This is a genomic window from Bacillus sp. FSL M8-0350 (assembly GCF_038593345.1).
GTDB lineage: Bacteria > Bacillota > Bacilli > Bacillales > Bacillaceae > Bacillus > Bacillus safensis.
The window spans coordinates 1,218,036-1,241,169 of record NZ_CP151985.1 but is presented as its reverse complement, the minus strand read 5'-3'; the positions used below and the strand labels follow the sequence as shown (position 1 = coordinate 1,241,169).

The following is a 23,134-nucleotide window of genomic DNA, read 5'->3' as shown; positions in this document are numbered from 1 at the left end:
AATACAATAGATTATTCTAAAATTTCAAAAATTTTCATCCTATCATCCTACATTTCCCAAATCAAACATTGTTTTTCAAAACATATGACGCACTCACTCATTAGGAATAAAGACACACCATTTCCAACGATTCAGCTTCAAGGTATAATAAACACAACAAAGAGGGGGAAAAACATTGAACAACAAATGCAGATTATTTTGGGAAGACTATTGGAAAGAGAAATCAGAAAAAGCACCTGCTGACGCGTTTGTTTCGGCGTGGGCATTCGGCTCAGATCCTGATCATTTGCTTGATCTTGTAAAGCAAGGAAAAAAAACAGCCACTTGTTCTGGACACCTTTTTTATGAAAAGGAACAGGAGCCACTTCCACAACCCGGACAATATGCGGTCATTTTGGACAGCCAAGAAGAACCAAAAGCCATCATTGAAATTACACATGTTGATGTCATGCCAATGAATGAAGTCCCCGTATCATTTGCACAAGCAGAGGGTGAAGGCGACTTATCTTATGACTATTGGTACAGAGAACATAAAGAATTTTTCACAGAAGCACTCCAATCATACGGTTTAGAATTCAAAGAAGATATGCTTCTTGTTTGTGAACGGTTTAAGCTGATTCATTCAGCTTCTTAGCCTTTAAGCGGCGCCAAATATGGCCCGCTTTTTTCGTTGCTTTTCCCCTTTTAGAAAAAGGTGTGTTGAGATCACATCTTTAGGTCAGAATAAGATCAAATAGAAAAAGTGAAGAAATTTTCGACTACACCTGTTTTTTTTCGACAAAAGAATATATAATTATTTGATGTGTGCATTGTCTCATTTATACAATGGAGGGTTTTTACATGTTAAAAAGGAAAAAAGACAAGTTTTCCGTCTTGTTAACGGAAATTGCTAAAAATTTAGATGAAACTGCTGAGTATTTTGTTAGCTATAAAGTAACAAATCAAACCACTCTGAAAGAATTTTCTGACACATTGAAGGAATATGAGACAAAAGGTGATAATCATGTTCATACCATGATTAAAGAGCTGAACAAAGCCTTTATTACACCGATTGAACGTGAAGACATTCTTCAATTGACGAATAGCCTCGATGATGTTTTAGATGGAATTGAGCATTTTTCCGCAACATTAGAAATTTACTCAATTACAAGCTCTGACGAACATATCGACAAATTCAGCCACTACATCAGAGAGTGTGCAAAAGAAATTTTAATCACAATTGATCTACTAGCTGAAAATCGCTTGAAAGATATTCATCCGCACGCAATCAAGATCAAAGAGATTGAACATAATTGTGACAATCTTCATCGTAAATCATTAAAGAACTTGTTTGGAAAAGAAACAGATCCAATTAAAGTGATTCAATACAAAGAAATTTACGAAACACTTGAAGAAATCGCTGATTCCTGTCAAAGTGTTGCCAACAATCTAGAAACAATCATTATGAAGAATGCGTAACGGGGTTAGTTAAACATGGACACATTACTCATCCTTACCATACTTATTGTCATTTGTGCACTTGCTTTTGATTTCATTAACGGGTTCCACGATACAGCAAATGCCATTGCGACTTCAGTTTCAACGAAGGCATTAAAGCCTAGACATGCGATCATCATGGCAGCGTTCATGAACTTCTTAGGAGCAATGACATTTACAGGTGTGGCAAAATCCATTACAAAAGATATCGCAGATCCATTTACGCTTCAAAACGGCTCTGTTGTGATCTTGGCTGCTTTAATTGCCGCCATCACATGGAACTTGCTTACTTGGTATTACGGGATTCCGAGTAGTTCTTCACATGCATTAATCGGATCAATTGCAGGTGCGGTTATTGCTTCTGCCGGTTTTGGCGCTTTAAACTATTCGGGATTCATTAAAATCATTCAAGCACTTTTGCTTTCACCTATCCTAGCTTTCGTATTGGGATATATCGTGTATACCATTATCAAAATTATATTTAGAAACAACAATCTCGCAAAAACAAATAAACAATTCCGACGTGTTCAAATTTTAACGGCTGCACTGCAATCGTATACCCATGGGACAAACGATGCGCAAAAAGCGATGGGAATTATTACGATGGCTTTAATTGCAGGTAATTTGCATACAACAGACGACATTCCTTTCTGGGTACAATTCTCTTGTGCGCTCGCAATGGGACTCGGTACTTCTATCGGCGGCTGGAAGATTATCAAAACAGTCGGCGGTAAAATTATGAAAATTCGTCCAGTAAACGGAGTATCTGCCGACTTAACGGGTGCAGCTATTATCTTCGGTGCGACGTTTATTCACTTACCTGTTAGTACGACTCACGTTATCTCGTCTTCTATTCTAGGTGTAGGTTCTGCACACAGAGTCAAAGGGGTTAACTGGGGTACGGCAAAACGTATGCTTGTCACTTGGGTGATTACATTACCGATTTCAGGAACTCTAGGAGCTCTTATATACTTTGTGTTAAATGCGATTCTCTAATTTCAAAGACCTGTCTAACAGGTCTTTTTTTATTTGCCCGCACACTTAAAACCCTTTTCCTGCAGGACATTTTTTCATGAAGCAGGGTTTCCAATCATATCCATAGAAATAAACAAGTATTCATCTGTCTATGGGAGAGAAGAACATGCTATTATTTTTTCAATTGACTGTATGGTTATTGCTAGGTGCTCTTGCTGTGTATGTATTTGCGGTTTGGCGCTTTGAACAAAAAGTAAAAGAAAAGATGTTTGCCATTCGTAAAACGTGGTATTGGATTTATGTAGCGGGTGCTGTTGTGTACTGGACAAATGACCCTTCTTCGATCTTCACCGATTGGATGCACTACTTGATCATTGCCGTATTTTTCGCATTAACTGATGCTTTCATCTTTCTTAGCTCCTATATTAAAAAACTCGGAAATCATGAGCTGGAAACCGACACCCATCAACTCCTTGAACAAAATAACGATCTGCTTCATTCTTACCTCAATAAACTAAAAACGTACCAATACCTATTGAAAAATGAACCGATCCATGTATATTATGGAAGTGTAGAGGCATATATAGAGGGAATTGAGCGGCTTATTTATTCTTTTGCCGACAAGATGAATATTCAAGCGGTGCTTTGTCCATACGATATGCAGGAACAAAAAGACGACCTGCTTCGGACACTTGACCAGCGGGCTCTTATTCAGGCGAAGCTTGACAGGCAGGAAGTATATTACGATGATTTCGGTCATTTGGTGCTCATCCCATTTTCTGTAGCAGATGCTCATTTTGTCATTAAGCTCACCTCCGATGAGATTGTCACGGAGTTCGACTATTTATTAATGACATCACTTACAACAATTTATGACCTAATCTTGCCTGACGAAGAGGAAGGTGATGAAGATGGACCACGCACTTCAAGGGGATAACAACAATCCTAAGAAAAACCCTTTTAAGATTTTAAAGAAAAAACGCCATATCAGTATGGCCGATTATAAGGTAAGCCCCCATACTGAGCGAATTTTTAAAAAGAATGAACAGCTTCTGGATGAGTATAAAAATAAAAAGGCTTGATTACACTAAAGGACGCGGAACGAAATCCGCGTCCTGCTTCCATTTTCACATAGACTTGCATACAATACACTATACGCTGCAACGATTGAGGTGCCAAAATGAAAAAGAAAATCAAACAACTGAGATATGTTCAGTTTGCCGAATATCAGCCGTCCCCATATACTAAGCGTTTAATTGAAAAGAGTGAAACAGCCATCCAATCATACAAACAGAAACACTCACTGATTTAACAGTTTAAGCAGCTTCTCCTTCGTTTTAGGACCGTATATTCCATCACTTGTCAAACCGTTCACCAGCTGAAAGCGCGCTACGGCATTCGCCGTTTTTTCTCCGTAAACACCATCGATGCCTTTATCTGCAGCCGATTTATCAGGATAAAAATAAACAGCAGCAAGCGCTTTTTGGACGAGGCGTACGTGCTCTCCCTTCGTTAGAGGCGAAGTCACCTTTAAAATCCCATCTGGCAGCTCATACATCATTTTTCCATCATTTCGATAAATTTTGAGAACCTGTCCAATTTGAATCTTATTCGGGTCGCTAATGTTATTCCACTTCTGAAGATCTTGAACTGTGACGTCATGAGCTTTGGCAATACTCGTTAACGTATCCCCGCTTTTGACGACATACGTGATGACCGTCTCAGGATCTCCTGCCGTTTCAATTCCTTTTTTAAATTCATCCCATGTAGCGAGAAGCAGACGCGGACATGTTTTTCCAGACCAGTGCTGATGTGTGACCACATTCGCTAGTGGAATATTATGCTCTTTCAGCAGCTTTTGGATGAGCCATTGCGCATGTTTGACCGCTTGCTGGAAATTTCCATCTTCATTTTCACAAATTTCAATGCCGATCGACTTTCTGTTCCCATTTCCATGTCCGTCCCCTGCATGCCAGCCATTTTCATTTAACGGCAGATGCTGAAAGATTTCATGATCATCCACTGTAAAGTGCCAGCTTTCCGCTGTCGTTGGGCGTTTCACATATGCCGCATGACTTTTCGCATCCGCCCCTTTTGACGTGTTTGCTGTGTTATGAACCGTCACATACATCGGTGTCATGGCGTATCCTGGGCGGTTCCCGTTTCCAACTGGAATAAAATCTTGATAAATTTCCACCATGTTCTGCACTCCCTTTTGCTAAATTGAATTGATCTTTCTCATCAATTGGTGGCGTTCGTAAGACAACTTGGGTTTGTTTTAGTGATAAGACTATGGTAAAATTTGAATTCAAACCACTCTTTTTAGTAATGGAAAACGCAAAAATGAAGAAAAAAACAGGAATTAATTCCATTTTTCCTTGATTTTATGTTAAAATTGTTAAAAATAAGCCGATATTAAAAGTAAGTAATAGCTTCATTAGCTATTTAGTCCTATATGGACTTTTCTTTTACGCCAAAAATAGAACATACGTTTGCATGGAGGTTTTTAAATGACTGGTTTTTTAACCCATTTAGAAGAAGAGATTAAGCGGTTATATGCCAAATTACAAATAAGCGGTCCTGCTTATAGAGACATGCAAAGGATCGCTTCTGAATTTCATGTATGGGTCCACTATGAGGATACTGGCAGCATGATGATCAAACATCAAGGTCTTTACAGTATTATATTAAACAGATCTCTATCGTCAGAGGAACAATGGCAGGATTTTGCCCACGAGCTTTGTCATGTGCTGAAGCATGCAGGCAATCATTTCAAGATGCACAAACTCTTTCGAGAACTGCAAGAGTTTCAGGCTAAACAATTCATGTATCACTTTTGTGTGCCGACCTTTATGCTGATGCAAATGAAGCTTCCAAACCTTCGGCAGCAAGCCATTTTGCACATTGCGCAAACATTTCACGTCACCTGGGCTTTCGCTGAAAAGCGGCTCGCCTTGTTCGAACAGCGGAAAGCAGGTATTCGCTTCCAACAGGAGTTTACATCTTATCTAATGAAAGCCGAGAAGGTCGCGGAAAAAGAAGCTGTTTATCAAACGTAAGCCTCTTCTGCATAGGGCGACAGGGTTTATCCATAAAGATTTAATACTTGCTTGAGTACATTTGTGTACCGATAAAATTGCTCATTTTGCGTTTCACGGCGATAGCGCCGTCTGAAGTCTTGAAAGAATGCTCTTCTTTGCGCCTGACTGATTTCAAGTTGTACACTTTTTCCGGTCAGACATTGATTATTAATATTGTGAGGATGAGTTCCAGAATAACGATCAGATTCAGATAGCAGCACTGCAGGGAATCCATTAAGCGTTAAACGTTTCACTGTTTCTGCCGCTTTTTCTCTGTCTGTCCCGCCCACTAATGTTTGAAGCACCTCTGTTTCCCCGTAGCCATGGAGCGCAAACGTGTAATGATGGGCATGCACTAGAGAAAGGCAGACCGGCTCATTGAAACGTGTGCTTGTAATGTGAAGCACATGATTGCCTTTCACTTTAAGGCCTTCAAATAAATACATAGAATCATCACTTGCGATCTCATGAATGAGCTCACTCACGCCAGATTCAATTCCCCCAGCATGAGGGGACAAAACCAAAAGCTGGTCTCCTTTCCGCTCGTGAAGAATTTGATAGTCGATTCCCTCTCTTTCATGAGCGGAAAGCTCTTCATAACTTTGATATGTATCAATGATTTGCGTCATTCCATCTTCCCCATTTCTCTATATGAGCATAAGTCTACTGATCTTAAATTCTTTTGTAAAGGGATTTCACATGACCTATCGACTTAATACATCCTTAAATTTTCCTTATCTTTTCGGCTATCTGTTGAATTTTGAGAAAAAATGACCGATAATTGAAATGAATAGAACTTTTGGACTATATGAATCTTTTTGCATTCTCTCTCATAAATTAGAAATATTGTGATCTACATCTGGAGGAATTCATGTTAAAAAAGAAAACCACCATCACCTTTGTCATCTTAATCCTCAGCTTCGCTGGCATCATTTACTGGAAATGCTTTTCTCTTCAAGGCGTATCTCACGGAACCTTTATCCGCTCGATGACATCACCTGACGGAACATATATCATCAACACCTATCGACATAGCGGAGGGAAACTAAAGGAGAACGCAGTTAGAGCAGAAATTGAAAACAAACTCACCCACCGAAAGAAAACGATTTACTGGAAATACCCTGATAAAGACCCTCTCATCAAATGGAAAAATGGACAGCTTGTTCAAATTGGGCATGAATTTTTAAATGTGGTAAAGGGAGAAACATACGATTATCGCTTTGACCGGAACAAAAGAAAATAGCGTATCAAAAAAACGAATCCCTCTTGGATTCGTTTTTTACGTTGACATCACATGCTGCATGAATTCTTTCATTTCTTTACTTACGCTCGTCAGCCGTTCCACAATTTCACTAAACTCTGTCACAAGTAAAGCCTGCTCTGATGATGAACCTTTCATATGGTCCATACTCTCAAGTAATGTATGTATATTAGAGGAAATCCCTTGCAGTGAACTTTCAATATTTTCTGTTGCACGTGAAGTTTCACTTGAAAGCTTTTGAACCTCACTGGCTACAACACTAAATCCAGCCCCCTCTTTTCCTGCCCTGGCTGCTTCGATTGACGCATTCAATCCCAGCAAACTTGTTTGTTTCGAAATGCCCTTAATCATTTTTGTAATATCAGATGTTTTTTTCGAGCTTTCAAGTGTTTGCTGCGTTTGTAAGGTCATTTCCTCACTTGTCGCAGAAAGCTCTTCTGAATGTGCCGCCACCACATGCACCTTTTCTTGAATACTTTGAATGATGTCATTTAATGACTCCATATATGCTTCAAGCTCTAATTGATTTTTAAGTGGAAAACCTAAAGCGAGTGCGCCGATAACTTGTTGATTTTCATCAAAAATTGGCAGACCCATTGCATTTAACGGTATTCCGTAAACCGATTCAGGCACAAACATACTTGATGTCTCACCTCTGAGCGCTTTTTTCATATTTAAATCATCTGGCTTAATGAGTTCTCCTGCTCGAATTTGAAAATCAACATCTTTCGATGGCAAATACAGCAAGAATTTCTCTCGATCAATGACACCCATCGTCACTTCGTTTTTTAAAATCTGCATCATATAAGGTGCTGCTGTCACAATACTCTGTAGTATATCCAATTTCTCTACCCCCTTATATAGTTTATCGGTCGTTCTTCTTAAATTAACAGTTACTTTTTAAAATAATGATAATGATTAGAAGAAATTCTTCATATTTACGAGTAAAAAGAAGTACTTTTCCTTTCTATATTCAAACGTAAATTTGCTATAATTAATGAATCGACATATGATGAAATGGTCATGTAACCATTTTGTATATTCATTGGAGGCGCATGTTGTGACACAACCCATGAAATATGAGCGGGCAATCGTCATTGGCGGAGGTATCACCGGGATGCTCGCTGCAAAAGTTTTATCAACGTTTTATCATCAAGTATTGATGATTGAAAAGGATGAACTGCCGGACTCTCCTGAGAATCGTCTTGGCACTCCTCAAGCCTTTCATCCACATAGAATGCTGCCACTTGGCAAGCAAATCGTTGAACGTCTATTCCCTGGTTATACAAAAGAGTTACTGGCAATGGACGGATTTAATACCATGCATCAAACCTCTCGATTTATCACAAAAGATGGCGAGTTAACGCTCACTGATACAGAAGAAACCGCCGTCACAAGACGTGCAATGCTAGAGTGGGTGCTGATGCAAAGAATAGTAAAAGAGGAACGTGTGCAGTTTTTAGAAAAACATGAAGCCATCTCTCTTCATTTTAAAGAGGGAACAAATCAGGTCATGGGGCTCATCGTGAAGAACCGGCAAGTAAAACCTGGAAGCATTCATGAAATGAAAGCAGACTTAGTGATCGATACGTCTGGAAGAATGTCCAAATTGCCAAAATGGCTGAAAGACGCTGGATGGACCTTACCAAAGACTGATGAGTTACATGTGTTTCTAGGCTACAGCACAAGATATTATCACATACCATCAGGGGCCCCACCCCTGCAATCAATGGTCGTAGTTGGCCAGCCAGACAAGCAAATTCCAACAGGACTGTTTGAACGGGTAGATCATGATTTAGTGGCTGTTCTTCTTTCTGCAGCTGGCGGTTCACATTATCCAACAACGGATGCTGATCAATTTGATTCAGAAACCGCTGCACTGACCCACCCCGCGATAGCAGAAGCCATCACCCATTTAACGCCCTTTACAAAACCAAAAGGATTTAGAGTTCCTTCCTGCGTGAGACATCACTATGAACACATGCAGGATTGGCCAAGTGGATTATTGGTGATGGGCGATGCCTTGTGTACGTTAGATCCCATTCATGGACAGGGCATGACAAAGGCAGCCCTCGAAGCACAAACACTTGACCGTATGCTCAAACTAGCACAAAAAAATGAGCGGCTGTCTTTTGAAAAGGACACATTACAACAAATGCAGCAAGCGAGTGAACTTGGCTGGTGGCTTTGTGCGATTGCTGATATGGCGTGGGACGGTGTCGAGTTAAAAGGAGAAGCAACCATCCCCCACTTGACGTTCGTACAGGAATTTTTAAATCGCTACGTACAATTCGCCATTGTGACAAAACAGCCTGAATGTCTTGAGTCGTATCACCGGATGCATTCTTTTTTATTAGAACCAAGAGAAATCATCAACTTAGAACAGCTGCACAACATGATTCAAGCTGACACCTCTGGAGAAACCGCTGAATGGTGGAAGCAATGGGATCAAAAGAACGATGAAGGCAACCTAGCTTTTTTCCATGAAGCGGTTCCTGACTTTCGTCTAGAGCACTTTCTGTCATTTGAATGAAATAAAAAAAGCCCCTCTCAAAGGGGCTTTTTCATTAACGTAATAATTGAAGTACGTTTTGTGGCTGCTGGTTTGCTTGCGCTAACATTGCTTGAGATGCTTGAGAAAGAATGTTGTTCTTTGTGAACTCACTCATTTCTTTTGCCATGTCAACGTCACGAATACGAGACTCAGCTGCTGTTAAGTTTTCAGCAGAAGCACCAAGGTTGTTGATTGTGTGCTCTAGACGGTTTTGGACTGCACCAAGAGCTGAACGCTGTTTAGAAACAGCGCCGATTGCTGCGTCGATTTTTGCTACTTCGGTGTCAAAGTTAAAGCCTTCTTCATTAACTACAATATCTTTTACAGTTAAAGTTTCTGCATCCATTTTGCCAATCTGTACGTTGATATTTTGCTCAATGTTTGCGCCAATTTGAAATTGGAATCCTTCTTCAACGCTACCATCCAACAGATTCTTTCCGTTAAATGCTGTACGCTGAGAAATACCATCAATTTCATCAACCAAAGCAGTAAGTTCTTCTTGAATAGCTGTTAAATCTTCTGTTTGTTGAGTCCCAACGTTACCTGCTTGAACTGTTAATTCACGCATACGTTGAAGAATCGCATGTGTTTCAGTTAATGCACCTTCAGCTGTTTGAATAAGCGAAATGCCATCTTGTGCGTTTTTAGACGCCATTTCTAATCCGCGGATTTGTCCACGCATTTTTTCAGAGATCGCAAGACCTGCTGCGTCATCTCCTGCACGGTTGATACGAAGTCCAGAAGAAAGCTTCTCCATGTTCTTTTGCCCTGCACCATTGTTGGCAGACAAACGGTTCAGTGTGTTAAGTGCTGCGATATTGTGGTTAATTCTCATGTTAAATGACCTCCATGTGTTTGAACCAATTGGACGTCCTTATCCAAAAGTTCTAAATTAGAATTTTTTTGTAAGCCTTACAATCCATTTATCGAACATTTATGGAATATGTTTAACAAAAAAGGAATAAATAAGGATAAAGTCTCATTCACTATGGTCGTTTCGCTAGAGTATTCCAAATTTAAAGGTCATTTTTCATGATTTATAACAGGGGTTTAAGAATCATAAGACTGGAGAAAACGCGAAGAAAAAAACATAAAAAAAAGCCCCATAAAGGGGCCTGTCATTAACGTAGTAATTGAAGTACGTTTTGTGGCTGTTGGTTCGCTTGTGCAAGCATTGCTTGAGACGCTTGAGAAAGAATGTTGTTCTTCGTGAACTCACTCATTTCTTTCGCCATGTCAACGTCACGGATACGAGACTCAGCAGCTGTTAAGTTTTCAGAAGAAGCACCAAGGTTGTTGATTGTGTGCTCTAGACGGTTTTGAACTGCACCAAGTTTAGCACGCTGAGATGAAACTTGGTTGATAGCTGAATCAACAATTTTTAGTTGTGTGTCAAAACCAACATCTGTAGCATCTGCTGCATTAGTTGCAAAGGCTGTTACATCTAAATCTTTAATGGATTGGTTTGCAACGATACCACCAGTTCCATTATCGACACCTAAAGCATCTGCACCCATATCTTGGATGTTCACTTTGATTTGTTGAGTTGCATTAGCTCCGATTTGGAAAACTAAAGATGGGTCAGTATTTACTGGTGGGGTAGAAGCTTTAAAATCACCATTTAAAAGTTTTTTACCATTGAATTCTGTACGATCAGAAATACCATCAATCTCTTCAATTAAAGCATCCATTTCGTCTTTAATTGCAGTTAAATCCTCACCTTGCTGTGTACCAGTATTTCCAGCTTGTACGACTAGTTCACGTACACGTTGAAGGATTGAATGAGTTTCAGTTAAAGCACCTTCAGCTGTTTGGATAAGAGAGATACCGTCTTGTGCGTTTTTAGAAGCCATTTCTAATCCGCGGATTTGCCCACGCATTTTTTCAGAGATTGCAAGACCTGCTGCGTCATCTCCTGCACGGTTGATTTTAAGACCAGAAGAAAGTTTCTCCATGTTCTTTTGGCTCGCACCGTTGTTTGCAGATAAACGGTTTAATGTGTTAAGTGCTGCGATATTGTGGTTAATTCTCATTTCCTATTACCTCCATGTATATGGGACCTGACAGACGTCCTTGTCTGAAAAAAGTCCTTTATTCTAGGGCTTAACAACCCTAACAATTAAAATATCGGTTTATTTTAAAGGATGTTTAGCTTGATTCAAGATTAATTTATGAATTTATCTGTCTAAATTCACAATTACGCTTAATACCCCACTCCTAAATTTTATTAAAAAATTAAATATCATCCATATTTTTTAATTAATAAATACAAAAAAGCCCCATAAAGGGGCCCGTTATTAACGTAGTAATTGAAGTACGTTTTGTGGCTGTTGGTTCGCTTGTGCAAGCATTGCTTGAGAAGCTTGAGAAAGAATGTTGTTCTTCGTGAACTCACTCATTTCTTTCGCCATGTCAACGTCACGGATACGAGACTCAGCAGCTGTTAAGTTTTCACCAGAAGCACCAAGGTTGTTGATTGTGTGCTCTAGACGGTTTTGAACTGCTCCAAGCTTAGCACGTTGAGCAGATACTTGGTTGATTGCAGAATCAACAATATTTAATTGCTCATCAAAACCGCCTGCAGCAGCAGCAGCTACATCTGCAAATTTAGTCACATCAATGTCTTTAACACTTTGACCAGCAACAATTACTCCAGCATTTTTTGCACCAATTGCATCCGCACCCATATCTTCGATATTAACATCAATTTGTTGAGTTGCATTAGCACCAATTTGGAAAGTCAAACTTTTTGTAGTTGCAGGATCACCAGTATCTTTAAACGTACCATCTAACAATTTTTTACCGTTAAACTCTGTACGGTTTGAGATACCGTCTACTTCTTCTTGTAGAGCTTTAATCTCATCTTGGATAGATTGAAGGTCAGTACCTTTATCTTGTGTACCAGTGTTTCCAGCTTGTACAACTAGTTCACGAACACGTTGAAGGATTGAATGAGTTTCAGTCAATGCACCTTCAGCTGTTTGGATAAGAGAGATACCGTCTTGTGCGTTTTTAGACGCCATTTCTAATCCGCGGATTTGCCCACGCATTTTTTCAGAGATTGCTAGACCTGCAGCGTCATCTCCTGCACGGTTGATTTTAAGACCAGAAGAAAGTTTCTCCATGTTCTTTTGGCTCGCACCGTTGTTTGCAGACAAACGGTTTAATGTGTTAAGTGCTGCGATATTGTGGTTAATTCTCATTTCCTATTACCTCCATGTGTATGTGGGACCTGACAGACGTCCTTGTCTGAAAAAAGTCCTTTATTCTAGGGCTTATCAACCCTGACAATTCTATTATCGGATGTGGTTATAGGATGTTTAGCAGATTTTTTAAAAGATATCACATTTTTTCATGACGTTAATCCTAATTTTAACAAATTTATCAAAATAAAAGCTGCTGATCTCTTATCAGCAGCTTTATCATTTATGAATTTCAGTATTGCTTGATATCAAACATTAAGATATTTTGGTATACGACATAATCCTTCTTACTTGTGAAAGGACCTTTATTGTGTTCATCATTGATTTCATAGAAGTTCATACCAATACCAAAGCTTCTTTCTTTGTACCAGTTAAGAAAATCGTTGATTTCTTTCATTGAAAGCAGATAATCCTTTTGCAGCCCGTTTATCATCGTAATTGAAAGTATGCCTTTTGCTGCTTCTTCACCAGGTTTTGTTCCGTCTTGATCCTTTGGTTCTTCAGTTGAACCATCACCAGGTTTTGTTCCGTCCTGATCTTTCGGTTCTTCGGTTGTGCCATCATCTGGCTTTGTTCCGTCTTGATCTTTCGGTTCTTCGGTTGTGCCATCATCTGGCTTTGTTCCGTCCTGATCTTTTGGTTCTTCGCTTGTTCCATCACCTGGTTTTGTTTCATCCTGATCCTTTGACACTTTTTGCAGATCTTTTAATGGAATAGAAATAACAGATTTAAAATTGTTTTTGACAGAATGACTACCAATTGATTCAGCATAATCTCTTCCACCAATAACATATAATTGATCATCAGCAATAACTGCTACAGATCCAACTCTACCTTCAGGAATTTCATATAAAGAATCTTGAACTTGACTAGTTTGTGGATCAAATATCTGAACTTGTTTTAATAATTTACTCGATCTATCTCCAATTTGCTGACCGCCAATCATAAATAATTTATGATTGGCGGTCGCATATGCAGCTTCATATGCAAAAGAATTTAATTGAATATCCTTTAAGCGTTGCCACTTACCAAACGTCATATCATATTCTAAAATGTCTTTATCTTTCGCTCGGCTAACATTAGCCTCACCACCAGCAATATATAACTTTCCATTTATCTCTGAAATGCTTCTACCCTGACGAGGAGCTAATTGAGAATTATCTAAGCTTTCCCACTCTCCACTTACCGTATCATAGGAATAAAAATTTACTTGAGAGCTTGATAAAGATGCTACTATATAAATTTTTTCTCCAACTGTAACTGCTCTTAAGGAACCAGTTATATAAGATGTATATATAAATTTCTCAGGCATCTTAATTGGTTCTTCTGTCCATTGATCTAGTTCCGTATCATAAACATCGATGGTTTTGTGAACTGTTTTAGTTGTATCAGTAAGACCGCCAATAACATAGATTTTTTTACCTACTGTCGCGTAAGCAGCGCCCGTTCTTTCTCTAGGCATACTTGCTTTTTCTGTCCACAAATCAGTTTTAGGATCATACATATATGTTGCATCGTTGAATTTTGATTGCTGACTTGCTCCACCAAATACATATATTTTTCCATCAACTACTCCTACACTTGCTCCGATACGCTCTTCCGGTAAGTCCGCCCGCTTCGTCCACCCATTTGTCTCAGCTGCATGAGCTTTTAACGGATGAATTGTGACCATCATAAAAATAGTCAAAAGCACTAAAAATAAACCTTTTTTCATCGTTTCTTTCCTCCATATCTTAAATATCCCTCCTTTTATCGACATATTTGTAATAAAATTTAATTTTTATCATTGTACACCAGAACACATATCCTCAAATTGCACCTGTTATTTACCCTCACACATACATCACCGGTGTCGATATTTTAATAATCTTCCCGCCTCGACGGTAAAATCTTGGGACGCGGCGGCTTAAGGTGGCGATGACTTCGTAGTTGATTGTATTGAGCATTTCGGCGATTTCATCGACAGAAATTTCTCCGCCCTTTTGACGGCCGTAAATAACGACTTCCTCGCCTTGCTTTGCTTTCATTTCTCCCAAGCTGATCATGGTCATATCCATTGTGACGCGGCCAGCAATCGGCATTCGTTGTCCGCGGAAAAGCATAAATCCTCGATTTGATAAGGCTCGTGAGTACCCATCTGCATAACCAATTGGTATGGTCGCAATAACTTCATTAGGTTTTGCTACATAGGTTGCTCCATAACTGACGGTTCTTGGCTTTGTGACCATTTCTTTCACGAACGCAATTCTTGCTTTTAAACTGAGAGCGGGCTCCAGCTTAACAGCGTCTAAACTCTCAATGTATTGCGAGGGGTACAGTCCATATAATCCGATGCCGAGCCGAATCATATCTGCGCTAAATTCAGGAAATGCGATGGCAGCCGCTGTATTGTTCATATGTACTGTCGGCAGTGTAATGCCTTGTTTTTTTAAGAAACGAAGAAAATCAATAAAAATGCTGTGCTGCAGCAGTGTGAAATCAGGGTCAGGCTCATCCGCAGTCGAGAAATGCGTAAATATTCCATCCCACCTCAGGTTTTCACTCTCTTCAAGCGCCTCCACCACTGCTAACAGCTCTTCCTTTGTCCGTACACCTAATCGCCCCATTCCCGTATCGACATTGACATGAATCCCTAGGCGATGCTGACTTTCTTCTTCCGCTAAGATCTCATTTGCTTGAACAATCCAGTCTTCTCGAAGGCCGGAGAGGTCAATTCTCCAGGCTGCAGCCCTTTTCACACAGTCGAGAGGGGTAAATCCAAGGACCAGAATCGGTGCTTCAATTTTTGCTCTCCGCAATACAATGCCTTCTTCCAAGCTGGCAACCGCAAGCTCTGTCGCACCGCTTTCTAGTGCCTGCCGCGCTACCTCCACTGAACCGTGTCCATAAGCATTCGCCTTCACGACAGCCATGATCTTACTTTTCCTTGGAATATGCGCTTGAATGGCTTCGATATTTCTTTTAATCGCGTCAAGATTGACCTCGATCCAGACTTCCCTGCAAAGCTTTTGCATGTATGTTTCCTCCAGTCATTTCGATATCAATGTTCGTTTTCGTGTCTAGTCTATCTTTATTCATTTTTGAGGAAAACATTCAACCGCAATGACTGAACCAGCTTTGTCTTGATGGACATAAAAAAAGAAACCACCTCAAATGGTGATTTCTTCTTTATGAACAGTCATTTCATTAATCCGCAGATTTCATCATTGAATCAATTTCACGATAAATCTCTTCCAGATTTTGTCGTTCAGTCGAATATTCGGCGTCGCTCTTACGAACTGGCACATCAAATTGCAGGAAGGTGATCGTGATCGTTGATGATTCCTGATCATTCATAGTTAATCTTAATTCAAGTGTCGAGATCTCTTCATTATTATCACTCTCAGTAGATTGTTCAATCGGTACACCATCTTCTAACATGTCAACTTGTTTCAACTCTTTCAAGGAAAGCTCAGTGACTTCAAACCTGAATTTTCGAGATGAGCCGCCAGGTTGGTGTGTAATAAAGCGCATTACTTTTCGCTCATCATCAATCGCAAAGCCTTTATCAACATTTTGTGAAAAGATGTATGTTGATGCCTGAAAACCGTCTTCTTGAAAAAGCATCATCATTTTATCTAATAATATGTTTGGATCATTCTTTTCTTTTTGTCTTTGTAGTCTACCAGCTATGAATAAAATAACCATTCCCCCGATGATGCTAAGAGCCGTCCCCAACCCATTCCCTACATCTACGAAAACAGTAAAGCCTAAAATAGCAACAATATAAGCGATTACAATACCTATGATGAATACCACACCAAGCTCCTCCTGTCATGAATCTTCATTGTTATATTGGTTTAGCCATAGTATAGCATCTGGATTTTGATTGAAAAAAAATCTACTATAGACTAAACAGATACTACATTCATTTCACTTTTTAAATAGAAAGGATTTTTATGATGAACCTCTACACGACAGACGAAATCATTGATGCTCTTTTTAAAGCATGGTCTTCTCAATCTAGCTCAAAATGGAGTAAAGACAACCCGGCAAACGGACAATGTGGCGTCACTTCTTTAGTCGTACATGATCTTTTAGGCGGAAAAATAAACAAAACTGCATTACCCAATGGATGGCACTTTTACAACGTAGTGAATGGAACAAGAATCGACTTTACTTCTTCACAATTCTCTGATGAAATCGTTTATATGGATGTACCTTCTAATCGAGAAGAAGCATTTCAAGATACGAATGAGGATCAGTATCGTTATTTAAAGGAGCGAGTCCTAGAATTTTTACACATATCATATTCATGAAAACAGACCATAAGAGGTCTGTTTTCATTGAAGTTCAATAAAGTGTTTAAAAGATAGGTAGTAAGAACTCACACACTCCTTCTTCTTTTCTATATCGCTCTATAATAGGTACCTGCCGCATGTTCAATTGATTGTTTTGGATCATTTGAGGCAATTGGCTACAAAACAAATTCACTTTTTCAGTTGTATGTGTCACAGTAAACACAGCATATTTTCCTCCTTCAAAATGACTAGTCTGAACCATTTGATCTTTTGAAAAATCTCTATTTGTCATAAGCATGAGGTCGTATCTGCATCTTTCTAATGGAATTTTTCCAGGATCATCTTGAGGAACACCATATATACCATATTCCTTTAATTCATCATTTAAATGATGTTGTTTGATCCATTTCTTAAATCTCTTCATCATCTCAAAGTTCTCTTTGCTGCCATATGATCCGATATTTCTCATATACACCATTTTCATATTCATTAACATTTCAATTTTGTAATTCATGATTTCCCTCCAATTTTTATTGGAAGACTGGCCAATCATTCCTTACAACCAACGGTAACATCCTTTAAAATATAATGCAGTAGGATATTAAAAATAATGTAATGTATGATGGAAAATACATATGCAGGACTTGCGATCTAGCTCATACATGAAGTAATCTCATTTTCTCTTTCATAAGATATCAAATTTTTCAAATAAAAAAGAACGGACTTTAGCCGCTCACTTGTTATTGATTTTCCTTTGAAGATTTAGCGAGAAAGACGCCAATCAAATAGATGATTGTTCCAAAAAACAAACCATTTAACAAACTGATAAACAACATCTTACAAACCAGGCCAACATAATAAGACGCTGGCGTCCCTGGAAACACAGCCATATTGAACAGGCTAATCATAAAGGTTAAAGCAAAAGATATAATGAAAATCCTTCGAAATAATGTTGATTTTAACATTGTCATTTTACTTCCTCCTCAATATCTTTTCTATGGAAAAAATATTCTTTATTCATAGCATATGCTCCATAAAAAGCCCTTTAAGGGCTTTTTATTTAAGCAGTATAACCGATACTTGCAGTATGACCTCTCCTAGCTTCATCATGACTTGCTGTCACTTCAGATGTAAAATAACCAACAATACTGATGACACTGATCATCACGAATACGACTGATAACGTTTTAAATTTCATACTGACAGTCCCCCCGTTTCACTTGAGTTTGGAAATAAAGAATTTTCTCGTAAAAAAGCATCGCATTGTCTTTATCTCCCATCTCATTATAATATTTTGCAGCATCTTTGGCTAAATCTTCAAGATCAGGATACATTGACTTTATTTCTAGCAATTCCATTATCTTTTCCAATTGTTCAAAGTTGTTGTCAACGTATAGTGACCTTAAAAATTTGAATATCAATAACAGCACATGGTCTTTCAGCTTTTCAGATAGTTCTATTCCGTTATTTAAAGCATATATACCTAAATCCTGTTCTTTCTTTTTGAAATAGGCTTTTGACAACATAATGAGCGGGTCTAAGATTCTATTTAAATGTTCGTATCCCTGTTCTCTAAATGCTCGAATTGAGTCATTAAAATGAATAATTGCTTGTGCTATTTCTTTATTATGAAAATAACTCAACCCTAAATTATAGAGTGCTGATCCTTTTAATCGTTTTGTTGAATTGTCGGCGGCTTTTTCTAGTGCGTGTTGAAAATGGGGTATTGCTTTTTCGGGGCAGCCCATATCTATATAGTTTAATCCGATCACAAAAGAACATTGTATTTCTCTTACAGTGTATGTATCTTTTTCTCGATAACATTGTATCGCCTGTGCGATATGGTGCATAGACATGTGGGTTTGTTTCATGTGGTAATAGATTTCAGCCATCTTGTAATTGAACTCGGCCCGTTCAATATCGTCACTGACAAGAGACAGCTTTTTTTCTGCCCGTTTATAGAAGGTAATCGCATTTAGGTATTCATAGTTTTCAAATTCATACATGCCGTAGAAAAAATTGAAGTAATACTCGAGTAATCCTGTTAATTTCTCTTGGTCCCTTTTGATCTTCATTGCGAGCTCCTTGAAGTTGGCCCGCTCTTTCCCATTTTCTAAAGGATTCAAGTAATCAAGCATTAATTTATGTCTGAACTCCATGAGTGAGAAATACAATAATAAATCTTGATTTTCTTCCATATGATCAAGCATTGATTTGATTTCCTCTTTATATGCTTCGGCGTCCGGTACGTTAAATCTTTGAATATGATAATACCATTCATTGATTTTCAAACCGACGTGAGAAGAAAGCACTTTCTCCATCAGCCCCTACCCCTTCCTCTATTTTCCCTATAATGACATATATTATCATTTTATGAACCATTCGACACCGAAAAGAAACCGCAAAAAAGCCCTATAAAGGGCCCTGTGAATGATAAGATAAAAAGACTTCTATTCATAAATAAGCACCCAGTATTCCGCCCCAGGTTCTCCTTCTTCTACAACAGCCTTCCAGCCTCTTTTTTGATAAAAAGATAAAGCTTTGTGATTTTCGGAGACACATTTGAGGGTGACCGGTGTTCCCAAAACTTTTATCGCTTGTTTGAGCAGCAGATCGCCAGCCCCTTGACCAGCAGCTTCAGGATGTACAAACAAGAGATGAATAAAACGATCTGGTACATATAGAGAAATGAATCCAAGGATTTTATTGTTCTCCTCAGCTAAGAAAATTTGCTCTTCCTGCGTATCTTGATCAAAATCTTGCAGATTGAGTTCTTCTGGATTGAGCCAGTGAAAGCTCTGGCGCCGTGATTCTAAATAAATTTGCCTTAATTGTGGATAATCGATCGTTTTTGCTTCTCGAATGAGCAATAGAATTCCCCCGTTTTTATTGAAATGTGAAGCAGCATTATTTAACTCGACACTTCTCCTGCTTTTCTACCAAGTTTCATTGATAACTGAACGCCAATCATTAACGAGACGATGACAAGCATTGCCACAATGGAAGCATAAAAATGTCCGCTTAGATCGAAAACCAAGCCAATGAAAAACGGACCGAATCCACCCACGATGTACCCGCCCATCTGCGACATCGCGGACCATGTTCCGGCTTCCTCCGGAGTGCTCGTCTCCATAATCGGAAGCATAAGCGCTAAAGGAAATAATCCACCTGCACCCATACCTAGGAAAATGACGGCTGGCAAGATCGGCATTGGCAGAAGAAGAAAGATAAGACCAATGAGTTCAGACAAACTGCATAAGATGAGAAATAATTTCGGTTTTCCTAATCGAGTAACGACCGCTGGAACGAGTAGTGCCACCGGAATCTGAATGAGTGTAAATATGGTCAAGAGCATGGCAGCATATTGCGGACTGTTTCCGAAACTAAGAGCAATCGGTGAAATCCATGCCGTCAAAGAATAAAACATACTGGACATAAAGCCAAAGAACAAGGTGAATTGTATGGCCTTTTTGTTTCTCAACGGCAATTTTAACGGCAAGGTTACATGATCACTCTGCTCATTTTTGCGAACTAAACCTATCCATAGAATAAGGGCAATCACCCCTAGAATCGCCCAGCAGGACAACGCAAATGGAAGATGATGCTGGCTGCGCAGATAAATCGGAATGGTGAAGCCGGAAGCGAGCGCTGCACCTATCGTCATTGAAATTGAATACACACTGACGATACCAGGATTTCTCGGGAAATATTTTTTAATAAAGCTAGACAATAAAGGACCCGCGAAGCTAATCCCAACACCTCCTGCAAACGCAGTCATGAGCAGGATAGCAACCGATTGGCTTGTACCACGCAGTGCGGTGGCAATCGTGATAAGAAGAATCGAGAAAAACAGCGTTCTCTCTAAACCAAACCGCCGGCTGAGTATCGTCGCAACAGGAGCAAATATTCCCATACAAAGAACAGGCAAAGTGGTCAAAAGACTTGCTGTCAGTGCGTTTACGCCAAGCTCTGATTGGATCATGCTCATCATGGAAGCCACGGAAGTAATGATCGGGCGTAAGTTTAATGCCGCTAAAAATAAAGCGGCTAAATAATATATTTTTTTCATCAATACCCTTCTTTCTCTCTCATCTTGTTAAGGTTACTTTGAGTATAAATCTGCTGCATTCATTGATCAATACAATAATTCGTATTATGATGATAGGAGAAAACTATCATTTACGAAAGGAAGACATATGGATACCCGGCATATTACCTATTTTATGGCTGTATTCAATCATTTGCATTTTACAAAAGCTGCTGAGCAGCTAGGCATATCACAGCCTACACTTAGCCAGCAAATTCGACTGCTTGAAGCAGAAGTTGGGATGCCGCTCTTTGATCGAATCGGCAAAAAAGTCGTGGCCACCGAAGCTGGTTCGCTGCTTTATCAATATGGCATGAAAATGCTTCAAGCTGAGAGAGATGCAAAAAATGCGATGAAAGAACTATTATCAGAAAAACGAGGAACCGTTCGTCTCGCAGTACTCCCATCCGATCTTGATTTTCAGCTGGTTCCACTTTTTGTAGAATTTAAAACCCTTTATCCCGAAACCAATCTGAAGGCATATTCAAATATCTTCGTTCGTGAAGAAGTCCTTTCACATAAAGTAGACCTCGGCATCGGACTGCGAGGGCCTGCGGATAAGCGTCTCGTTCAAATTCCACTTGGTAGTGAACCCTACGAATTATTTGTTCATTCAGAAAGTGATTTGGCCCAAAAGAGTGAAGTGACTTTAGAAGAGCTGACTCAACATGCGTTGGTCATGTATCCGAAGGGATATCTAGGAAGGGATTTAGTAGATGACGTATGTAAAGAACAGGGTGTTGAACTGGACACTGCCATGGAGGTTGGGTCCGCATCTTCGCTATTGCAGCTGGTTGAAGCGGGAATCGGCGCAACCATTCAGCCAAGAGGATTACTAAAACAACATTCGACGTGGCCAAATATTGTTTCAATTCCTATTGCTGAGCCAGCACCTGTCCGGCACTTGGAATTAATTTATTATGCAGATCGATTTGTCAGCAAAGCACAACAGCAGCTATCTGAATGGCTGATAGACTTTTTCAAATCAAGAACAAACTAAAAAGTGAGGTAAACACATGAAGAATGCAAACAGCATATTTACAAGAACAAACCGGGTTGTTATTCGCCAATTTGACAGACAGGATATTGAAGCATTTTATCAATATCGAGCAAATCCTTCTATAGCAAAATTTCAATCCTGGGAAAACTACACATACGAAGATGCTGAATCATTTGTTCAACATCAAATGACACAAAAACCTAATCAACCGGGGACGTGGTTTCAATACGCTATTGCCTTATCTGAGTCCAATCAGCTGATAGGAGATTGCGCCATTCATACACTTGACAGCGAACCTAGAATCGTTGAAATAGGATTTACCCTCGCACCTGAATACCAAGGAATGGGCTATATTCATGAAGCTCTCAGTTCAATCTTCGAATATATTTTTATGACACTGAACAAACATAAAATCATTGCCTTTACAGATGTGCGCAACGAAAAATCCATTCGAGTGCTGGAACGTTTAGAAATGAGACGCGAAGGACATTTGCTGCAAAATTATATGTCTAAGGGACATTGGGTTGATGAATATCAATATGCCATGCTTCAATCTGAGTGGGCCGCTAAGCACCATTAAACAATTATTTTTTATTCAAAATTCCTAAATAAGCGCTCCATGGACCCACATCGGCTCGATATCGTTCCGCCATGACCCGAACAATCTGGGACATATGTGTGAAGTCATGGACAACCCACGCAGAAAGTAATTCGCTCACTTGCACGACCCCAAACTCCGGATGGACGCCCTTTTTCTCTAAATCAAGGCCTGATTGTGTCATGCGTTGAATGTATGCCACATTCTCCATCCGCACATGCTGAAACTCAGATAGTGCTTGCTCTATCTGTCTTTCAGATTGGTTCAAATGAGAGTATCGGTCAAACGCAGGAAATGGTGTATTCTCTCCATCAGCAAGAATCACATTTAATCGAGGAATCCAATTGAATTTTTCTGCTTCAATCAAATGCTCAATGACTTCAATCGGATTCCACGTCCCCTCCCCTTCACGGCTGTGAAGCCAATCCTTCGATAAACCCGACAAAAGACTTTCTAACGTGTGAGGAGTTCGACTCAACATATCTAAAGCTTCATTTAAATTGAAATTCATATGGTTGCTCCTTTATCCATTTTCTTTATTCTAATGGATTTTGGATAGATTGTAACTTATACTTCAAGACAAATAAAGGCGCTTTTGATCAACCTTCTATATACAAATA

At 39.3% G+C, this 23,134-nt stretch carries 28 protein-coding genes; 12 read left to right on the top strand and 16 right to left on the bottom strand.

All coding sequences use genetic code 11. The features are described from left to right. The first annotated feature begins 175 nt into the window (after nucleotides 1–175). From NSS80_RS06300 to NSS80_RS06275, 6 genes are all read left to right on the top strand, one after another. On the top strand, nucleotides 176–634 hold the full coding sequence (locus NSS80_RS06300) for an ASCH domain-containing protein (protein WP_024424958.1): 459 nt from the start codon (nucleotides 176–178) through the stop codon (nucleotides 632–634). Nucleotides 635–840: 206 nt separating this feature from the next. Continuing rightward, on the top strand, nucleotides 841–1,458 hold the full coding sequence (locus NSS80_RS06295) for a DUF47 domain-containing protein (protein WP_024426775.1): 618 nt from the start codon (nucleotides 841–843) through the stop codon (nucleotides 1,456–1,458). Nucleotides 1,459–1,473: 15 nt separating this feature from the next. Beyond that, nucleotides 1,474–2,472 (top strand): inorganic phosphate transporter, encoded by a 999-nt coding sequence (locus tag NSS80_RS06290; RefSeq protein ID WP_017359158.1) that lies wholly within the window; start codon nucleotides 1,474–1,476, stop codon nucleotides 2,470–2,472. A 145-nt stretch (nucleotides 2,473–2,617) separates the two neighbouring features. Beyond that, nucleotides 2,618–3,388: a type II toxin-antitoxin system SpoIISA family toxin gene (locus NSS80_RS06285; protein WP_024424960.1), complete on the top strand. Its 771-nt coding sequence runs from the start codon at nucleotides 2,618–2,620 to the stop codon at nucleotides 3,386–3,388. Further along, the gene (locus tag NSS80_RS06280) at nucleotides 3,357–3,533 is read left to right on the top strand and encodes a type II toxin-antitoxin system SpoIISB family antitoxin (RefSeq protein WP_080652934.1); all 177 of its coding nucleotides are present in this window, start codon (nucleotides 3,357–3,359) and stop codon (nucleotides 3,531–3,533) included. Before NSS80_RS06285 ends, NSS80_RS06280 begins: the two co-directional genes overlap by 32 nt. 98 nt (nucleotides 3,534–3,631) lie before the next feature. Further along, a complete protein-coding gene (locus NSS80_RS06275; protein WP_120207232.1) occupies nucleotides 3,632–3,763 on the top strand; it encodes a type II toxin-antitoxin system SpoIISB family antitoxin in 132 nt (43 codons plus the stop codon). Here the strand turns inward: NSS80_RS06275 and NSS80_RS06270 are convergent. Next, a complete protein-coding gene (locus NSS80_RS06270; protein ID WP_041116355.1) occupies nucleotides 3,752–4,651 on the bottom strand; it encodes an N-acetylmuramoyl-L-alanine amidase in 900 nt (299 codons plus the stop codon). The genes NSS80_RS06275 and NSS80_RS06270 overlap by 12 nt on opposite strands. Nucleotides 4,652–4,961: 310 nt before the next feature. Between NSS80_RS06270 and NSS80_RS06265 the strand changes: the two genes are divergently transcribed. Continuing rightward, nucleotides 4,962–5,510, top strand: coding sequence for an ImmA/IrrE family metallo-endopeptidase (locus tag NSS80_RS06265; RefSeq protein ID WP_024424963.1), 549 nt, complete (start codon nucleotides 4,962–4,964; stop codon nucleotides 5,508–5,510). A 26-nt stretch (nucleotides 5,511–5,536) separates the two neighbouring features. Here the strand turns inward: NSS80_RS06265 and NSS80_RS06260 are convergent, their stop codons facing one another. After that, complete coding sequence (locus NSS80_RS06260) at nucleotides 5,537–6,160, bottom strand: poly-gamma-glutamate hydrolase family protein (RefSeq protein ID WP_024424964.1); 624 nt, start codon at nucleotides 6,158–6,160, stop codon at nucleotides 5,537–5,539. A gap of 242 nt (nucleotides 6,161–6,402) precedes the next feature. On the opposite strand from NSS80_RS06260, the gene NSS80_RS06255 reads away from it, so the two are divergent. Continuing rightward, nucleotides 6,403–6,774, top strand: coding sequence for a DUF5412 domain-containing protein (locus NSS80_RS06255; protein ID WP_024426772.1), 372 nt, complete (start codon nucleotides 6,403–6,405; stop codon nucleotides 6,772–6,774). Nucleotides 6,775–6,810: 36 nt separating this feature from the next. Here the strand turns inward: NSS80_RS06255 and NSS80_RS06250 are convergent, their stop codons facing one another. After that, nucleotides 6,811–7,635, bottom strand: a complete 825-nt coding sequence (locus tag NSS80_RS06250) for a methyl-accepting chemotaxis protein (RefSeq protein WP_034281469.1) — start codon at nucleotides 7,633–7,635, stop codon at nucleotides 6,811–6,813. 217 nt (nucleotides 7,636–7,852) lie between these two features. Here NSS80_RS06250 and NSS80_RS06245 point away from each other — a divergent pair, with 217 nt between their 5' ends. Continuing rightward, entirely contained in the window at nucleotides 7,853–9,325 is a 1,473-nt protein-coding gene (locus NSS80_RS06245; RefSeq protein WP_052470336.1) for an FAD-dependent monooxygenase, read from the top strand. Nucleotides 9,326–9,359: 34 nt separating this feature from the next. On the opposite strand, the gene hag (NSS80_RS06240) is transcribed toward NSS80_RS06245, so the two are convergent. The 6 genes from hag (NSS80_RS06240) to NSS80_RS06215 all read right to left on the bottom strand — a co-directional run bounded on the left by hag (NSS80_RS06240) (nucleotide 9,360) and on the right by NSS80_RS06215 (nucleotide 16,347). After that, nucleotides 9,360–10,181, bottom strand: a complete 822-nt coding sequence (gene hag / locus NSS80_RS06240; RefSeq protein WP_025093449.1) for a flagellin Hag — start codon at nucleotides 10,179–10,181, stop codon at nucleotides 9,360–9,362. A gap of 286 nt (nucleotides 10,182–10,467) precedes the next feature. After that, nucleotides 10,468–11,379, bottom strand: a complete 912-nt coding sequence (gene hag, locus NSS80_RS06235; RefSeq protein ID WP_041116353.1) for a flagellin Hag — start codon at nucleotides 11,377–11,379, stop codon at nucleotides 10,468–10,470. A 264-nt stretch (nucleotides 11,380–11,643) separates the two neighbouring features. Next, nucleotides 11,644–12,549: a flagellin Hag gene (hag, locus tag NSS80_RS06230; protein WP_046310661.1), complete on the bottom strand. Its 906-nt coding sequence runs from the start codon at nucleotides 12,547–12,549 to the stop codon at nucleotides 11,644–11,646. Between the two features lie 232 nt (nucleotides 12,550–12,781). Continuing rightward, on the bottom strand, nucleotides 12,782–14,263 hold the full coding sequence (locus NSS80_RS06225) for a kelch repeat-containing protein (RefSeq protein ID WP_024426767.1): 1,482 nt from the start codon (nucleotides 14,261–14,263) through the stop codon (nucleotides 12,782–12,784). Nucleotides 14,264–14,381: 118 nt separating this feature from the next. Further along, nucleotides 14,382–15,563 carry an alanine racemase gene (gene alr / locus NSS80_RS06220; RefSeq protein ID WP_041116348.1) on the bottom strand — a complete coding sequence of 394 codons (1,182 nt, stop codon included), beginning with the start codon at nucleotides 15,561–15,563 and terminating at the stop codon, nucleotides 14,382–14,384. Between the two features lie 172 nt (nucleotides 15,564–15,735). Continuing rightward, nucleotides 15,736–16,347 (bottom strand): hypothetical protein, encoded by a 612-nt coding sequence (locus NSS80_RS06215; RefSeq protein ID WP_041116346.1) that lies wholly within the window; start codon nucleotides 16,345–16,347, stop codon nucleotides 15,736–15,738. Between the two features lie 143 nt (nucleotides 16,348–16,490). On the opposite strand from NSS80_RS06215, the gene NSS80_RS06210 reads away from it, so the two are divergent. Next, nucleotides 16,491–16,847: a hypothetical protein gene (locus NSS80_RS06210; protein WP_117603456.1), complete on the top strand. Its 357-nt coding sequence runs from the start codon at nucleotides 16,491–16,493 to the stop codon at nucleotides 16,845–16,847. A gap of 46 nt (nucleotides 16,848–16,893) precedes the next feature. Here NSS80_RS06210 and NSS80_RS06205 read toward each other — a convergent pair whose 3' ends face one another. The 6 genes from NSS80_RS06205 to NSS80_RS06180 all read right to left on the bottom strand — a co-directional run bounded on the left by NSS80_RS06205 (nucleotide 16,894) and on the right by NSS80_RS06180 (nucleotide 20,898). Further along, nucleotides 16,894–17,343 carry a GyrI-like domain-containing protein gene (locus tag NSS80_RS06205; RefSeq protein WP_041116342.1) on the bottom strand — a complete coding sequence of 150 codons (450 nt, stop codon included), beginning with the start codon at nucleotides 17,341–17,343 and terminating at the stop codon, nucleotides 16,894–16,896. A 226-nt stretch (nucleotides 17,344–17,569) separates the two neighbouring features. Continuing rightward, on the bottom strand, nucleotides 17,570–17,800 hold the full coding sequence (locus NSS80_RS06200) for a hypothetical protein (protein WP_041116340.1): 231 nt from the start codon (nucleotides 17,798–17,800) through the stop codon (nucleotides 17,570–17,572). An 89-nt stretch (nucleotides 17,801–17,889) separates the two neighbouring features. Further along, nucleotides 17,890–18,027 carry an aspartate phosphatase gene (locus tag NSS80_RS06195; RefSeq protein WP_095408252.1) on the bottom strand — a complete coding sequence of 46 codons (138 nt, stop codon included), beginning with the start codon at nucleotides 18,025–18,027 and terminating at the stop codon, nucleotides 17,890–17,892. Then, nucleotides 18,017–19,150 (bottom strand): Rap family tetratricopeptide repeat protein, encoded by a 1,134-nt coding sequence (locus tag NSS80_RS06190; RefSeq protein ID WP_224426342.1) that lies wholly within the window; start codon nucleotides 19,148–19,150, stop codon nucleotides 18,017–18,019. Before NSS80_RS06190 ends, NSS80_RS06195 begins: the two co-directional genes overlap by 11 nt. 129 nt (nucleotides 19,151–19,279) lie before the next feature. After that, nucleotides 19,280–19,699 (bottom strand): GNAT family N-acetyltransferase, encoded by a 420-nt coding sequence (locus tag NSS80_RS06185; protein WP_024424975.1) that lies wholly within the window; start codon nucleotides 19,697–19,699, stop codon nucleotides 19,280–19,282. Nucleotides 19,700–19,740: 41 nt separating this feature from the next. Further along, nucleotides 19,741–20,898 carry an MFS transporter gene (locus tag NSS80_RS06180; protein ID WP_326483680.1) on the bottom strand — a complete coding sequence of 386 codons (1,158 nt, stop codon included), beginning with the start codon at nucleotides 20,896–20,898 and terminating at the stop codon, nucleotides 19,741–19,743. A gap of 127 nt (nucleotides 20,899–21,025) precedes the next feature. On the opposite strand from NSS80_RS06180, the gene NSS80_RS06175 reads away from it, so the two are divergent. Together NSS80_RS06175 and NSS80_RS06170 are read left to right on the top strand one after the other, a co-directional pair. Beyond that, nucleotides 21,026–21,916 carry a LysR family transcriptional regulator gene (locus NSS80_RS06175; RefSeq protein ID WP_135031994.1) on the top strand — a complete coding sequence of 297 codons (891 nt, stop codon included), beginning with the start codon at nucleotides 21,026–21,028 and terminating at the stop codon, nucleotides 21,914–21,916. Between the two features lie 16 nt (nucleotides 21,917–21,932). Further along, complete coding sequence (locus NSS80_RS06170; protein WP_285707952.1) at nucleotides 21,933–22,496, top strand: GNAT family protein; 564 nt, start codon at nucleotides 21,933–21,935, stop codon at nucleotides 22,494–22,496. Between the two features lie 4 nt (nucleotides 22,497–22,500). Here the strand turns inward: NSS80_RS06170 and NSS80_RS06165 are convergent, their stop codons facing one another. Beyond that, on the bottom strand, nucleotides 22,501–23,025 hold the full coding sequence (locus NSS80_RS06165) for a DinB family protein (protein ID WP_171464166.1): 525 nt from the start codon (nucleotides 23,023–23,025) through the stop codon (nucleotides 22,501–22,503). Nucleotides 23,026–23,134: the final 109 nt, after the last annotated feature.

Bases quoted from the DNA above. Each gene is read 5' to 3' on its own strand.
- NSS80_RS06295 (WP_024426775.1), top strand. From the start codon at position 841: ATGTTAAAAAGGAAAAAAGACAAGTTTTCCGTCTTGTTAACGGAAATT.
- NSS80_RS06290 (WP_017359158.1), top strand. From the start codon at position 1,474: ATGGACACATTACTCATCCTTACCATACTTATTGTCATTTGTGCACTT.
- NSS80_RS06285 (WP_024424960.1), top strand. From the start codon at position 2,618: ATGCTATTATTTTTTCAATTGACTGTATGGTTATTGCTAGGTGCTCTT.
- NSS80_RS06280 (WP_080652934.1), top strand. From the start codon at position 3,357: ATGAAGATGGACCACGCACTTCAAGGGGATAACAACAATCCTAAGAAA.
- NSS80_RS06275 (WP_120207232.1), top strand. From the start codon at position 3,632: ATGAAAAAGAAAATCAAACAACTGAGATATGTTCAGTTTGCCGAATAT.
- NSS80_RS06270 (WP_041116355.1), bottom strand. From the start codon at position 4,651: ATGGTGGAAATTTATCAAGATTTTATTCCAGTTGGAAACGGGAACCGC.
- NSS80_RS06265 (WP_024424963.1), top strand. From the start codon at position 4,962: ATGACTGGTTTTTTAACCCATTTAGAAGAAGAGATTAAGCGGTTATAT.
- NSS80_RS06260 (WP_024424964.1), bottom strand. From the start codon at position 6,160: ATGACGCAAATCATTGATACATATCAAAGTTATGAAGAGCTTTCCGCT.
- NSS80_RS06255 (WP_024426772.1), top strand. From the start codon at position 6,403: ATGTTAAAAAAGAAAACCACCATCACCTTTGTCATCTTAATCCTCAGC.
- hag (WP_025093449.1), bottom strand. From the start codon at position 10,181: ATGAGAATTAACCACAATATCGCAGCACTTAACACACTGAACCGTTTG.
- hag (WP_041116353.1), bottom strand. From the start codon at position 11,379: ATGAGAATTAACCACAATATCGCAGCACTTAACACATTAAACCGTTTA.
- hag (WP_046310661.1), bottom strand. From the start codon at position 12,549: ATGAGAATTAACCACAATATCGCAGCACTTAACACATTAAACCGTTTG.
- NSS80_RS06225 (WP_024426767.1), bottom strand. From the start codon at position 14,263: ATGAAAAAAGGTTTATTTTTAGTGCTTTTGACTATTTTTATGATGGTC.
- alr (WP_041116348.1), bottom strand. From the start codon at position 15,563: ATGCAAAAGCTTTGCAGGGAAGTCTGGATCGAGGTCAATCTTGACGCG.
- NSS80_RS06210 (WP_117603456.1), top strand. From the start codon at position 16,491: ATGAACCTCTACACGACAGACGAAATCATTGATGCTCTTTTTAAAGCA.
- NSS80_RS06205 (WP_041116342.1), bottom strand. From the start codon at position 17,343: ATGAATTACAAAATTGAAATGTTAATGAATATGAAAATGGTGTATATG.
- NSS80_RS06200 (WP_041116340.1), bottom strand. From the start codon at position 17,800: ATGACAATGTTAAAATCAACATTATTTCGAAGGATTTTCATTATATCT.
- NSS80_RS06195 (WP_095408252.1), bottom strand. From the start codon at position 18,027: ATGAAATTTAAAACGTTATCAGTCGTATTCGTGATGATCAGTGTCATC.
- NSS80_RS06190 (WP_224426342.1), bottom strand. From the start codon at position 19,150: ATGGAGAAAGTGCTTTCTTCTCACGTCGGTTTGAAAATCAATGAATGG.
- NSS80_RS06180 (WP_326483680.1), bottom strand. From the start codon at position 20,898: ATGAAAAAAATATATTATTTAGCCGCTTTATTTTTAGCGGCATTAAAC.
- NSS80_RS06175 (WP_135031994.1), top strand. From the start codon at position 21,026: ATGGATACCCGGCATATTACCTATTTTATGGCTGTATTCAATCATTTG.
- NSS80_RS06170 (WP_285707952.1), top strand. From the start codon at position 21,933: ATGAAGAATGCAAACAGCATATTTACAAGAACAAACCGGGTTGTTATT.
- NSS80_RS06165 (WP_171464166.1), bottom strand. From the start codon at position 23,025: ATGAATTTCAATTTAAATGAAGCTTTAGATATGTTGAGTCGAACTCCT.